At 65.2% G+C, this 13401-nt stretch carries 13 protein-coding genes; 8 read left to right on the top strand and 5 right to left on the bottom strand.

What is annotated here, in order from left to right:
* Positions 1 to 621: integrase core domain-containing protein (locus VF34_RS02910; protein ID WP_045840762.1), on the top strand; the 621-nt coding region annotated here is incomplete at its 5' end.
* A 79-nt stretch (positions 622 to 700) separates the two neighbouring features.
* On the opposite strand, the gene VF34_RS02905 is transcribed toward VF34_RS02910, so the two are convergent.
* The 3 genes from VF34_RS02905 to VF34_RS02895 all read right to left on the bottom strand — a co-directional run bounded on the left by VF34_RS02905 (position 701) and on the right by VF34_RS02895 (position 3253).
* On the bottom strand, positions 701 to 2164 hold the full coding sequence (locus tag VF34_RS02905) for a DHA2 family efflux MFS transporter permease subunit (RefSeq protein WP_045840761.1): 1464 nt from the start codon (positions 2162 to 2164) through the stop codon (positions 701 to 703).
* A complete protein-coding gene (locus VF34_RS02900) occupies positions 2161 to 2778 on the bottom strand; it encodes a PadR family transcriptional regulator (protein ID WP_045840760.1) in 618 nt (205 codons plus the stop codon). The genes VF34_RS02905 and VF34_RS02900 overlap by 4 nt, the downstream gene beginning before the upstream one ends.
* A gap of 271 nt (positions 2779 to 3049) precedes the next feature.
* Complete coding sequence (locus tag VF34_RS02895) at positions 3050 to 3253, bottom strand: cold-shock protein (protein WP_008714360.1); 204 nt, start codon at positions 3251 to 3253, stop codon at positions 3050 to 3052.
* Positions 3254 to 3447: 194 nt separating this feature from the next.
* On the opposite strand from VF34_RS02895, the gene VF34_RS02890 reads away from it, so the two are divergent.
* Both VF34_RS02890 and VF34_RS02885 read left to right on the top strand, forming a co-directional pair.
* Entirely contained in the window at positions 3448 to 4191 is a 744-nt protein-coding gene (locus tag VF34_RS02890; protein WP_082079121.1) for a GNAT family N-acetyltransferase, read from the top strand.
* A gap of 63 nt (positions 4192 to 4254) precedes the next feature.
* Positions 4255 to 5268 carry a glutathione S-transferase family protein gene (locus VF34_RS02885; RefSeq protein ID WP_045840759.1) on the top strand — a complete coding sequence of 338 codons (1014 nt, stop codon included), beginning with the start codon at positions 4255 to 4257 and terminating at the stop codon, positions 5266 to 5268.
* Positions 5269 to 5277: 9 nt separating this feature from the next.
* Here VF34_RS02885 and VF34_RS02880 read toward each other — a convergent pair whose 3' ends face one another.
* Both VF34_RS02880 and VF34_RS25680 read right to left on the bottom strand, forming a co-directional pair.
* Positions 5278 to 5658, bottom strand: a complete 381-nt coding sequence (locus VF34_RS02880; protein ID WP_045840781.1) for a VOC family protein — start codon at positions 5656 to 5658, stop codon at positions 5278 to 5280.
* Entirely contained in the window at positions 5655 to 5789 is a 135-nt protein-coding gene (locus VF34_RS25680; RefSeq protein WP_257885960.1) for a hypothetical protein, read from the bottom strand. Before VF34_RS25680 ends, VF34_RS02880 begins: the two co-directional genes overlap by 4 nt.
* Before the next feature lie 97 nt (positions 5790 to 5886).
* On the opposite strand from VF34_RS25680, the gene VF34_RS02875 reads away from it, so the two are divergent.
* The 5 genes from VF34_RS02875 to VF34_RS02855 all read left to right on the top strand — a co-directional run bounded on the left by VF34_RS02875 (position 5887) and on the right by VF34_RS02855 (position 13393).
* Entirely contained in the window at positions 5887 to 6606 is a 720-nt protein-coding gene (locus tag VF34_RS02875; RefSeq protein ID WP_032365401.1) for a hypothetical protein, read from the top strand.
* A gap of 43 nt (positions 6607 to 6649) precedes the next feature.
* A complete protein-coding gene (locus VF34_RS02870; RefSeq protein WP_032365400.1) occupies positions 6650 to 7489 on the top strand; it encodes an LLM class F420-dependent oxidoreductase in 840 nt (279 codons plus the stop codon).
* 107 nt (positions 7490 to 7596) lie between these two features.
* On the top strand, positions 7597 to 8637 hold the full coding sequence (locus tag VF34_RS02865) for an ATP-binding cassette domain-containing protein (protein ID WP_032375502.1): 1041 nt from the start codon (positions 7597 to 7599) through the stop codon (positions 8635 to 8637).
* Positions 8634 to 9404 (top strand): ABC transporter permease, encoded by a 771-nt coding sequence (locus tag VF34_RS02860; protein ID WP_032365398.1) that lies wholly within the window; start codon positions 8634 to 8636, stop codon positions 9402 to 9404. The genes VF34_RS02865 and VF34_RS02860 overlap by 4 nt, the downstream gene beginning before the upstream one ends.
* A gap of 251 nt (positions 9405 to 9655) precedes the next feature.
* Positions 9656 to 13393 carry an ABC transporter ATP-binding protein gene (locus VF34_RS02855; RefSeq protein WP_045840780.1) on the top strand — a complete coding sequence of 1246 codons (3738 nt, stop codon included), beginning with the start codon at positions 9656 to 9658 and terminating at the stop codon, positions 13391 to 13393.
* The last annotated feature ends 8 nt before the right edge of the window (positions 13394 to 13401 follow it).

Below are 13401 nucleotides of genomic sequence, written 5' to 3'. Positions count from 1 at the left end.
ACCACCGCCGGAGCCATCACCGCCATCGGTACAGCGTTCGCCGACTATGGTGTGCCAGCAATAGTGTTGTCCGACAACGGAATGGCGTTCTGCGCAACCGCATCGAAGGGCCGCTCGAAGTTCGGTGCATTCGTCACCGATTCCGGTGCCCGGCTCATCCACTCGAGTCCGTACCACCCGCAGACCAACGGCAAAGTCGAACGCCACCACCGGACCTTCAAAGAGTGGCTCACCGACCAACCCACCCGGCCCGCCACCGCAGCGCAACTACAGAAATCATGCAACCGATACCAGAAGTTCTACAACACCGACCGCCGCCACAGTGCCGTGAAAATGCCCCCTGATCAGGCATGGAACCGAGCTGCGACCCTCGGCGGTCCACAGCATTTACCCGCCCAGGTCGACGCCTCCGTCGGCACCCATCGCGTCTCCGACTCCGGCGTGATCGCCGTCGGCAACCACACGATCTCCGTCGGACGACCCCACGCCTACACTCGCGTGACCGTCCTACGCGACGGCAACCACGTCACCGCCTACACGGCAAGCGGAGACGTCCTCGGCCACCTGCACCTGAACACCGACAAGCGCTACCAAGGACAACTCCACCGCCCCGCAGCCTAGAATCGTGTCCCACATGTATCGAGACACCCGTGTCCCACATGTATCAAGACAGCACACGTAGCAGGGGTCGAGGTTCCACTCACATGGGTTTCTCGAACGCGGGCCGGGCGTAGAAGCAGACCGCGATCATGCCGACCAGGAGCACGACGGCGGGCAGAATCAGCGACTGCGCCATGGCGGTGGTGAAGCCGTCACGCAGCATCTCGGGCACTCGGCCGGCGAATTCGTTTGCCCCCGAAGCCGATCCACCGGTAGGTAGTTCGGCGGCCAAGCGCGATTGGATGAGCGCGCCGATGCCCGCGCTGCCGAGCACGGACCCGATCATGCGGGTGGTGTTGTAAATTCCCGAACCCGCGCCCGCCTGGCTCATCGGAAGATTACGAGTGGCCGTCGCTGCCAACGGAGACCAGATCAACGCATTCGCCACACCCATTGCAGCGACGGGGAGCAGCAACTTCCAGATGGCCGTCGTGGGCGTCATCTCGTAGGCGAACCACAGCAGCGACGCGGCGAGGATGAACAGTCCCGATCCGGCGATGTACCGCGGATGCGTCTTGTCGACGAGCTTGCCGATATTGGGTGCGAGCAGTCCGGTGAGCAGCGCCATCGGAACGAACAGCAGTGCCGACCGGGTGGGCGTCAGACCGGTGACGCTCTGCGCGTAGAACATGATCGGCAGCATCATGCCGGACATCGCGAAACCCATTGCGGCGATACCGATATTGGACAGCGAGAAGTTGCGGTCGCGGAACAGGGCCAAGGGCACCAGCGGCTCGCTGGTATTCACGGACTGCCAGTAGACGAACCCCGCGAAGACGAGCAGACCGACACCGATGAGAATCCACACGCCGGTACCCCAGTCGTACTTCTGACCCTCCTGGATACCGAAGACGATGCAGAAGAGTCCGACAGCGCTGAGCGCAACGCCCAGCAGATCGAACTTGTGATCGTGGGTCGGTAGCACCGGAACGAACTTCAGCGCCAACGCAATTGCGAGAATGCCCACCGGCACGTTGATGAAGAAGATCCATTCCCAGCCGAGCGAGTCGACCAGCACACCGCCGAGAATCGGCCCGACGAGCGTAGCGACGCCTGCGACGGCACCCCATGCCCCCATCGCCGTTCCGCGCTTCTCCGCCGGGAACACACGAGTGATCACCGCCATCGTCTGCGGGGTGATCATCGCCGCGCCGAGACCTTGAACCGCGCGCGCCGCGATGAGCATGTCGATCGATCCCGACAGCCCACACCACACGGACGCGAGAGTGAACAGCACCAGGCCGGCGATGTACAGATTCCGCGGACCGAACTTGTCACCCAATCGGCCCGTGACCAGCAGTGGAACGGCGTAGGCGAGGAGATACGCGCTGGTGACCCAGATGACGTTGTTGATGTCGGTGTTCAGCCCGGTGAGGATCGCAGGTTGCGCGACCGCGACGATCGTCGTGTCCACCAGGATCATGAAGAAGCCCAAGCACAGTGCCCACAGCGCCGGCCACGGTCTGATCTCGTGCTGCGACGGGGCAGTCTCGACGGAATTCATGTAGCGCTCCCTATCCCCGAAGTCGGGTTCGTGTGATGTGCGGAGATGTGATGCGGCCAGTCGAGCTCGCCGCTGTCGATCCGATCGAGGTAGCGCGTCAGCCACTGCACTTCTGCGCGCAGCATGTGGTGAATGTAATCGATTCCGGCCCAATAGATTTCGGATATCTGGCGATCTGCTGCGAGCTGTTGATAGCCCGACAGTTCGTCGATGTCCGCGGTCAGGTCCACGATTCGCTCCCGCAACAGGGCGGTCGCGTCGGATGCGGGTAGGTTGTGCATTTCGGACAGGCCGAGGACGAACTGCGGGTATTCACGCACCGGGGTTCTCAGAATTTCGGTCAGCCGATCGGTCAGCACGTGCCGTCCGGCCGAGGTGATCCGATAGGTGGTGCGCTCCGGACGGTTGCCACCCCGGCCGGTTCCGACCTCGTCGACCAGTTCCTGCTCGTGCAGACGTGCGACCGCGTGATAGAGCGAACCCGGGCGAATTTTGACGATTCGATCTTCCTTGCGGGAGAGCAGCAATTGATACATCTCGTAGGGATGCATCGGGCCCTCCGAGAGCAGAGCCAGAATCGAGACGCCCAGCGGATTGACGGTTCCGGCTCGCATCGATCCCCCGTCACCTATCCCGCACGAATTATTCCAACTGGAATATAGGGCCGGCGGTAGCCTCGGAGCAACCCGGACAATGCGCCCACCAGGGGACAAAGGCGTCTTTCGACACAGAATGGGCACCGACCGCGGTCGATGCCCTCACCGAACAGACGAAGGCCGGATACTCGGAATTACTTCCGTGTATCCGGCCCTGTCACCGAGTTTCTGGTGCTGAAAAAGTCTAGAGTTTCAGTCCACCAGGAGAAATCGGGTTACGAAGCTTGAATCAGATGGCGCGGACGCCGGTAGCCTGGGGGCCCTTCTGACCCTGGCCCACCTCGAACTCCACGCGCTGGCCCTCGTCGAGCGACTTGAAGCCGCTACCCTGAATCTCCGAGTAATGAACGAAAACGTCCGGTCCGCCACCATCCTGCTCGATGAAGCCGAAGCCCTTTTCGCCGTTGAACCACTTCACACTGCCCTGCGTCATTCTGTAAACCTTCTGTAAGCGAGCTAGATCTTCACGTCGAAGCTCTAATCTCAAAACCGAGTCTGCCATCTATCGGCGCTGAGCGAAACACCGGGGGCAAAAAAGTTCGAAAGATTGCTTTGGGACGGTGAAACAGAAATGCCGCCACAGCTGCCGCAGCCCGTCGGTTCCGGTGCCGTCGCTACTGTCGAACCGTGGAATTGCCTGCCTACGATGCCGACCGATTCGATCCCCACCGACTCGACATCGTCCGACTCGCCTGGTGCCGACGGCTGTCGTTGGACGACCGTGCCCTCGATACCACCGCGGACCGCGTCGAACATCGGACCGACACCGAGAACATCGTCGTACTCCGACTGGCGCAGACCACTCTGATCGTCGGGCCGTCCTGGGCCGTGGACGCCGCACGCGGCATCGAGGGCCAGGCAGACACCGGTCGGACGTGGTTGTCGACGCTGCTGGGCGATCGCGTCGAGCAGTACGATATAGACTCCCACACGCTGGCCTACGGATCCGAGATCGGCCACACCATCGACGTCCACGATCCGCTGATCTCCCACGACGCGGAGCACGCCCGCGCTCTGGCGGAGCACTGCAGCGAGGCCGACGCGACGGAGGCATTCGGCGAGCCGGTGTCGCGGCACTGGTTCACTTTGCTCGGAGACGACCGACCCGCGGATTCGGCGCGATCCCTGGCCTCGGCCGGGTACTCGGAAGAAAATATGATCCTGGCCGACATGCGCGTTCTCACCGACCCGGACCACCGACGACACGGATACGCCGCGGTCGTCGGGCGGCTCGCGACCAACGATGCCATCGACGACGGCCTGATACCGCAGTGGCGAGCGCGACCGGAGAACACGACCGCTCGACGCCTTGCCGCCCGGCTCGACTACGTGGAGATCGGTGCCTGCCACACCGCCGTGCGTCGAACCTAGGCGCTTGAATCCGGTCCGGACTGGGTAGCGTTCGTGAAACCGACCGATGTGAGGAGTTCGATCATGGCCGAGGACGCCACCTACGTGAAGCCGGGCGAGGAATTCAAGCGCGATACCAACTACATCCCGACGCGCATCACCGCCGACGGCCGGGACGGATACCCGGTGGAGCCCGGGCGTTACCGGTTGATCGCGGCACGGGCCTGCCCGTGGGCCCATCGATCCATCATCGTGCGTCGACTCCTCGGACTCGAAGATGTTCTGTCCCTTGGCATTCCGGGTCCGACCCACGACCCGCGCAGCTGGAACTTCCAGGAGGAGCCGGGCGGCGTCGACTCGGTTCTACAGATCCCTCGGCTGCAGGACGCCTACTTCGCACGGTTCCCGGACTACGAACGAGGCATCACCGTGCCGGCGATCGTCGACGTTCCCACCGGCCAGGTCGTCACCAACGACTACCCACAGATCACCCTCGACCTCAGCACCGAGTGGACGCAGTACCACCGCGAGGGCGCGCCCGATCTGTACCCGGAGGCGCTCCGCGGCGAGATCGACGAGGTGGCCGATCTGGTGTTCAAGGACGTCAACAACGGCGTCTACCGCTGCGGATTCGCCGGCTCGCAAGAGGCATACGAGAAGGCGTACGACCGCCTGTTCGCTCGCCTCGACTGGCTCGTCGAACGGCTGTCCACCCGGCGGTATCTCGTCGGCGAGCACATCACCGAGGCCGACGTGCGACTGTTCACCACCCTCGTCCGTTTCGATCCCGTCTACCACGGCCACTTCAAGTGCAACCGCAGCAAGCTCACCGAGATGCCGGTGCTGTGGAACTACGCACGCGACCTGTTCCAGACCCCCGGATTCGGTGACACCGTCGACTTCGATCACATCAAGCGGCACTACTACGAGGTGCACACCGACATCAATCCGTCGGGCATCGTGCCGAAGGGGCCCGATCTGGCCGGCTGGCTCGAACCGCACGGACGCGAATCACTCGGCGGATCGCCCTTCGGCGACGGCACCGCGCCGCAGCCGCCGAAGCCGGACGAACTGGTCCCGCCCGAGCACTGGGTGTAACAGTGACGGCTATGCCCCGGCGTAGGTGCCGAAGCTCCAGTAGACCCCCTCGGCGTCGCGGCAGGTGAAGCCGCGGCTGCCGTAGTCCTCCTCGCGCAGGCCTTGCGTGACGGTGCCGCCCGCCGCGACGACGCGATCGTGGATGCCGTCGGGGTCGTCGGTGACGATGTAGATCGACCCGACACCCGGCGGCAGTTCGCCGATGGCACTCCCGTCGCGAACACTGCCCAGCATCACCCCGCCTCCGTCGGGCCAGCGCAGTTCCGCATGATCGACGCGCTCGCCTTCGCCGTGAACCGCGCGCTCCTCGAATCCCAACACGTCGACGATGAATCGGATCGCGTCGCGTGCGTTGTCGTACTTCAGGGTGGGCCAAACGTGTGTCGTCATGACGCCATACCTTCCTCGTCGGCCGCGCGGATCGTCACCGGCCGCGATGCCGCTCGCCAGGGTCTCGAACACGCCCGCACCCCGACGCGGCGCGCGCCACCGGACACCACCTCGCTCGGAGGAATCTGCACGCCACGAGTCTAAATTGCCCCGTACGTGTGCATTCAAGAATTCGCGGGTAACTCCCCCGACCAGCGTCACCGACGCTCGCAACCGAAAGAGGTATCGATGGCAGGCAAGAAGGACGACGCTCAGGTCGAGATCTCGAGCGGAGGCAAGCTCGAACGGGCCCTGGTCAACATCCTGGACAACGCCAGCCGCCTACAGGGACCCGCCGTCGACAAATACGTCGCGCACGTGCGTCGAGCACACCCGTACGACACCCCGGCCCAGATCATCGAACGGCTCGAAAAGCGATTTTTGCTGGCGGTCACCGGCAGTGGATCGGCAGTGGGAGGCGCAGCGGCGGTCCCCGGAATCGGTACGGTCGCATCGCTCGCCGCCGTCGGTGCCGAGACCGCGTTCTTCATCGAGTCGTCGGCTCTGCTGACGCTGTCGGTCGCCTCCGTGCACGGCATTCCCGTCGAGAATCACCAGCAGCGACGCGCGCTGGTGCTCTCGGTGGCACTGGGCGAATCAGGCATGCAGATCGTTCAACGAACAGTGGGCAAGACAGCCAAGAACTGGGGCCCACTCATCACGTCGCGCATCCCGGGCGGCTCGATGGCCAGCATGAACAAATCGCTGGTGAAGAAGTTCGTCACCAAATACCTGGCCAAGCGCAGTGCACTGCTGGTCGGCAAGATGCTTCCCGCCGGAATCGGCGCGGCGATCGGCGGCGCGGGCAACCGAGTGGTCGGCAAAGGCGTCATCAAGAACGCCCGTGACGCCTTCGGCCCGCCGCCCGCACGGTTCCCGGAAAATCGCATCATCGAACCGGACGAATGAGAATGCCCGGAATCTTCGAGAGGCTGCTGCGTTGACTTCGAACATGACTTCCACACCTGAACTCGGCAAGTACGGCGTCTGGCGACTGCACTCGGCGTTCACGCCGGAGTTGTCCCGCGCCATCGAGTCCTTCGGCTACGGGACCATCTGGCTCGGCGGATCCCCGCCCGCGGACCTGACGACCACCGAGGAGATCCTCGACGCCACGGACACCATCGTCGTCGCCACCGGCATCGTCAACATCTGGTCCGATGCAGCCGCCGACGTCGCCGCGTCGTATCACCGCATCGAGAGCAAGCACCCCGGACGGTTCGTCCTGGGCATCGGTGCCGGTCACCCCGAGGCCACTCAGGAATACCGGAAACCGTACGACGCATTGGTGAGCTACCTCGACGACCTCGACGAGGCCGGAGTCCCGATGGAGCGTCGGGTCCTCGCCGCGCTCGGCCCCAAGGTGCTCGCGCTGGCCGCGAGCCGTACCGCAGGCGCGCACCCCTATCTGACCACTCCCGAGCACACCCGTGAAGCCCGAGAAGCAGTGGGGCCGAACAAGATCCTCGCTCCCGAGCACAAGGTGGTGCTCGAGACCGATCCGGAGAAGGCACGCGCGATCGGTCGGCCACCGGTGAACAATCCCTACCTGCATCTGCGCAACTACACCAACAATCTGAACCGGCTCGGCTACTCGGACGAGGAAATCGGCGACGGCGGCAGCGACCGACTGATCGATGCCCTCGTCGCACACGGAGATGCCGACGCCATCGCGGCTCGACTCGACGAACACCTCACCGCCGGCGCGTCGCACGTGACGCTGCACGCGCTGCCCGACGACGCCGACCCGCTCGAGACGTACCGGGAGATCGCTGCGGCGTTGCATCGCTGAAACCGGGGTCATCCCGCCCGTCGGTCCCACCCCGTAACCTCGTGTACCGGTTGCCGCAAAGCAACCGGCACACGAGGTGCACCGACGGCCAGGGGGACACCGCACAGATGACCAGCTACTCGGCTCCGGCGCTGGAAGCGCAGGCTCTGACGAAACAATTCGGTACCGTTCGCGCGGTCTCGGACCTGAGCTTCGTCGTTCCACGCGGAACCGTCACCGGCTTTCTCGGGCCGAACGGCTCCGGCAAGTCCACGACACTGCGGATGCTGCTCGGCCTCGTCGCCCCGACCTCGGGCGTCGGCCTCGTCAACGGCGTTCCGTTTCGTACGGCGACCCATCCGGCCCGTACCGTCGGGGCCGTTCTCGACTCGCTGAGTCTGCACCCCAAACGCAGCGCCGAGCACCACCTGAAGATCTACACCGCGGCGATCGGGGTACCCGACAGCCGCGCCCTCGACGTCCTGAACCTCGTCGGTCTGGGCGACGCCGCGCACCGCGCAGCAGGCGGGTTCTCTCTCGGCATGCGTCAGCGATTGACGTTGGCAACAGCTCTACTCGGCGATCCCGAGATCCTCGTACTCGACGAACCCGCGAACGGCCTCGATCCCGAGGGGATCGCCTGGCTTCGAGACTTCCTCAAAGCGTTCGCGGCATCGGGGAGAACCGTCCTGGTATCGAGCCACATTCTGCGCGAGATCGAGCAGACCGTCGACACTCTCGTCATCGTCAGCGCCGGCACCCTGATGTACCAGGGATCCATCGCTCAGCTGCGATCCACCCGCCCGAGCCGCGTGCTCGTCGCCGCGTCCGACCCGGCGAAACTAGCCCTGGCATTGGCGTCCACCGGACTCACCGACACCCAACTGCTGCCCGACGGACGCATCGGCGTCGCAGGTGCCGACGCTGCCACCGTCACGCGCATCGCGGCCGACGGTGGGGTCACGGTCTTCGGCACCACCAGCGAACACGTCGACCTCGAGCAGGTGTTCCTCTCCATGACCGCCGGTCAGTACACCGCAGCACCCGTCCAACCCACTGCATACGGACCGCCTCCGGGATACGGGCCGCCGCCTGGATACAACCAGGGGTACTCACCGCCGCCACAGAACTACGGACCACCGCAGAACTGGAACGGGGGTTCGCGATGAACGCGCTGTTGACATCCGAGATCCGCAAGGTCACCACACTGAAGTTCTGGTGGGCGCTGGCGATCGCACCGATCGTTGTCGGCGTGTTCGCGTCCGTCATCACCTCGGTGATCGCGAACCAGCTGGGCGAGTTCGAGGAAGATCTTCAGATCGCCGGCGGTGTCGCCTCCATCGGCCTGTACGTCGCCGCGGGTGCCGCCATCCTGTTCGCCGGCATCTTCGGCGCGGTCAACGCCGGAACCGAGTTTCGACACAAGACCATCACCACCAGCTTCCTGACGGCCCGCGGCAGGGACGGCGTCGTTGCCGCCAAACTCATCGTCACCGCCCTGTTCGGCCTGGGGTACGGCCTCGTCGTGCTCCTGGCGAGCCTGGTGTGTCTGCTGATCTTCAGCCAACGAACAATCGTCCTCGACGGCGCTTTCATCGGCGTCGTCGCGTCGTGCTTGCTCGCCGTGGTGCTGTGGTCGCTCATCGGAGCCGGGCTGGGGTTGCTGCTCAAATCCCCGACCTGGGCCGCCATCGTGCTCGTCGCCTGGCTGCCGTTCGGTGAAGGACTGCTGTCCCTGATTCTGTTCGGAGTCGGTTTCGGACCGGTGGCAACCGCGCTGCCGTCGAACCTGACATTGCCGACGATGGCCGCGACACAATTGGACGATGCGGGCGACCTCGCGTCGTGGCCGTGGGCTCCGCTCGGACTTGCCCTGTGGGCCGTGATCCTCACTGGTGGCGGTTGGTTCCTCGCCCGTACCCGGGACATCGACTGACCACCGCATCGGTGGGGATGTTCGCCCGATCCTGCTGTCGGTAGCCGGGTCTACCGTGTGAATCGATGGCACACAGCGAATACGTGAAGGATCGAGCAGGGTCGGGCAGCAATACGGGCAGTACCCGTCTGCTGGAAACCGACCCCGGCTCGTCCGGCGTACCCACCGACTCCCGGCCGACCACCGCGTCGTCGATCACCGCGTCGTCGATCACACGGCGTGGCTGGATCAGACGTCTGCTCGCGCAGTGCATGCTGCACCGGCGGACGGCACTCGGCGCACTGGGCGTGACGATGATCGCCGCGCTCATCGACATCTCGTTCCCGCTGCTGACGCGCCTCGCGATCGACGACGCCAGCGCAGGCAAGAACGACGTGATCGCCGGAGTCGCGATAGCCATCGCACTGCTGGGTGCTCTCCGGTTCGCCTGCCAGTTCGGTCGGCGCATGCTCGCCGGGCGCCTGTCGATCGATGTCCAACACGATCTGCGGATGGACCTGCTGGCGTCGCTGCAGCGACTCGACGGTCGCAAGCAAGACGAAATCCGAACCGGCCAGGTCGTGTCGAGATCGATCACCGACCTGCAGTTGGTGCAGGGTCTGCTCGCCATGGTGCCGCTGTCGGCCGGGGCAATTCTGCAGTTCGTCCTGGCCCTGGTCGTGATGGCCTACCTCTCACCGCTGCTCACCCTTGTCGCGGTCGTCATCGTTCCCGCGGTCAGCGTCGTCGTCTACCGGATGCGACCCACCCTCTTCGCTGCCACCTGGTCGGCACAACAGCGCGCCGCCGATCTGGCCCAGCACGTGGAGGAGACCGTCACCGGAGTCCGGGTGGTCAAGGGCTTCGGGCAGGAAGCGCGTGCGGTGGATCGCATCGAAGCTCTCGGGCGCAGGCTGTTCGCCGAACGCATGCGCTCGGCCCGCATCAATTCACGGTTCGCACCGACCATGGCAACCATTCCTCAGCTCGGACTGGTCGGCGTCATCGCTCTCGGCGGCTGGTTGGCACTGCACGGCCACATCACCATCGGCACCTTTCTCGCCTTCGCCACCTACGTGGCCACGCTGTCCGCCGTCACCCGAACCGTGTCGTCGGTGGTGATCATGGCGCAGCTCTCCCGCGCGGCCGTCGAGCGCGTCTACGAGGTGGTCGACACCGAGCCGACCGAACCGGAACCGGCGCACCCCATCGCACTGCCCGACGGCCCCCTCGGCGTCCACCTCACCGGCGTCACGTTCGGATTCGAGGCAGAACGCAACGTTCTCAGCGACCTCGACCTGAGCATCGCCCCCGGGGAGACGGTGGCCGTCGTGGGACACGCGGGCTCGGGAAAGACCGCGCTCTCCCTGCTGCTCCCCCGCTTCTATCGCCCTACTCGCGGCCGGATCGCGGTGACCTCCGGGGACACGTCCATCGACATCGACGACCTGGATTCCGCGTCACTGCGCGAAGCGGTGTCGTTGGTCTTCGACGAGCCGTTTCTGTTCTCCGACACCATCGCCGCCAACATCGCGCTCGGCAGGCCCGAGGCAAGCGCGGAGGAGATCGAACACGCGGCTCGGCTGGCTCAGGCCTCGACCTTCATCGACGCTCTGCCCGAGGGCTACGACAGTCTCGTCGGCGAACGCGGCCTCACCCTCTCGGGCGGGCAACGCCAACGCATCGCCCTGGCTCGCGCCCTGTTGGTCGAGCCGCGGATTCTCGTCCTCGACGACGCCACCTCCGCCGTCGACGCCGAGACCGAGGCCGCCATCTTCGACGCACTGCGCGGCGTGCGTACCCGGGCGACCCTCGTCCTCGCACACCGCCGATCGACACTGACGTTGGCCGACCGAGTAGCCGTCCTCGACGGTGGACGCATCATCGACACCGGCACAGTCGACGAACTCGACGAGCGCTGCCCACTGTTCCGCGCTCTCCTCGCCGGCGGAGACGAGAACGAACACGGCGACGCCGCACCAGAAGCGCGCACGGAACCGTCGGCGGCGATGCTCTGGCCGGACGATGCTCTGGAAGCCGCATCGAACCCCGGTGCCGCGATGCCGCCCGCAGGTGCCGGAGGTGGAGGCACACACGGCGCAGCGATGGCCGGCGCATTCGGCTCGTTGGCACCGACGCAGGCCATCTCCGACGCGGTGGCAGCCCTGCCACCGGCAACGGAGGAACCAGGCGGACCGGGACAACAGTTGCGTCGACCCGACCCGGAATTCCGGCTCTCACGTCTGCTGAGTCCTGTCCGGCTGCTGCTGGCAGGTGTCGTGGTGCTGCTGGCGCTGGACTCGATCGCCTCGATCGCCTTCCCCTCACTCGTCCGGTACGCGGTGGACAGCGGCGTGGCCCGCGGGGACTTCGACACCCTGTGGATCGCAACGTCGATAGGCGTCGCCCTGGCTGCTGCCAGCTGGTTCGTGGTCTGCGCGACGACCGTGCTCACCGCACGAGCCGGCGAGCGGGTGCTGTTCGGATTGCGAGTACGCAGCTACGCGCACATTCAGAGACTCGGGCTGGACTACTACGAGCGCGAGCTGTCCGGGCGCATCATGACGCGAATGACCACCGACGTCGATGCGCTGTCGTCTTTCATCCAGACCGGCGCGTCCACGGCCGTGGTCAGCGTGCTGACCGTCGTCGGCATCGCGATCGCACTGCTCGTCACGGATACGACACTCGGGCTGGTGGCCCTGGCGGTCGTGCCGCCACTCGCCGTTGCAACCGTCGTCTTCCGACGCATCTCCTCGGCTGCGTACTCGACCTCGCGCGAACGCATCTCCATCGTCAACGCCGATTTCCAGGAGAACGTCACCGGACTGCGCGCAGCGCAGGCATACCGACGTGAGGAGTACGCAGCCTCTCGCTTCGCCGAACGCAGCAACCGCTACCGAGCGAGCCGCATGCGATCGCAGACCGCGATCTCGGTGTTCTTCCCGTTCATCACACTGCTCTCGGATGTCGCGTTGGCCGTCGTCGTCTTCGTCGGTGCGCATCAGATCGCCACGGGCACCGCCACCGCGGGCACCCTGGTGGCGTTCGTGTTGTACCTCGGACTCCTCTTCGGCCCGATCCAGCAACTCTCGCAAGTATTCGACGGCTACCAGCAGGCCCGCGTCGGCGTCGGCCGAATCGGAGACCTCCTACGCACGACGAGTTCGATCGAAACAGCGACAGCGACCGGGTCCGGTGCAGTCGTCGGCGATCGCCTGCACGCCGACATCGACCTCGTCGACGTCAGCTTTCGGTATGCCGGAGCTCACTCCGACGCGCTCAGTGAGGTATCTCTCAGCATCCCGGCCGGCACCACCGTCGCATTGGTCGGCCGCACCGGAGCAGGCAAATCCACCGTCGTGAAGCTGCTCGCTCGGTTCTACGACCCGACCTCGGGATCGGTACGCGTAGGTGGCCACGACCTCCGCGACTACCGGTTGTCCGACTACCGCCACCGGCTGGGCGTCGTACCGCAGGAAGCCCACCTGTTCACCGGAACCATCGCGTCGAACATCGCGTACGGCAGGCCCGACGCCAGCCGGGCCAACATCGAGAACGCGGCACGCTCGGTCGGGGCCCTCGACACCATCGCTGCACTTCGCGGCGGTATGCAGCAACCTGTCGGCGAACGCGGCCAAGGGTTGTCGGCCGGCCAGCGACAGCTGATCGCACTGGCCCGCGCCGAACTGGTGGATCCCGATCTACTCCTGCTCGACGAAGCGACCGCGACCCTCGATCCGGCCACCGAACGCAAGGTCCTCGAAGCCAGCAACGCCGTTGCGCGAACCCGCACCGCAGTGGTCGTCGCGCACCGATTGGCCACCGCCGCACGAGCGGATTTGATCGTGGTCGTCGACGGTGGTCGTATCGTGGAAGTCGGACGACATTCCGAACTTCGCAAACGGGACGGCTTCTACGCCACATTGTGGGCTGCAGCCGAAACGAACCGGGGGAATAATTCGATAGTCAACGGGGTCATCGACAACGAGGCCGATGGTTACCGGTGAGTACATAT

Origin of the sequence: Rhodococcus sp. PML026, from assembly GCF_000963615.1 — a bacterium.
Taxonomy (GTDB): Bacteria; Actinomycetota; Actinomycetes; order Mycobacteriales; family Mycobacteriaceae; genus Rhodococcoides; species Rhodococcoides fascians.
The sequence above is the reverse complement of the archived record's forward strand: the minus strand, read 5'-3'. Positions and strand labels throughout refer to the sequence as shown.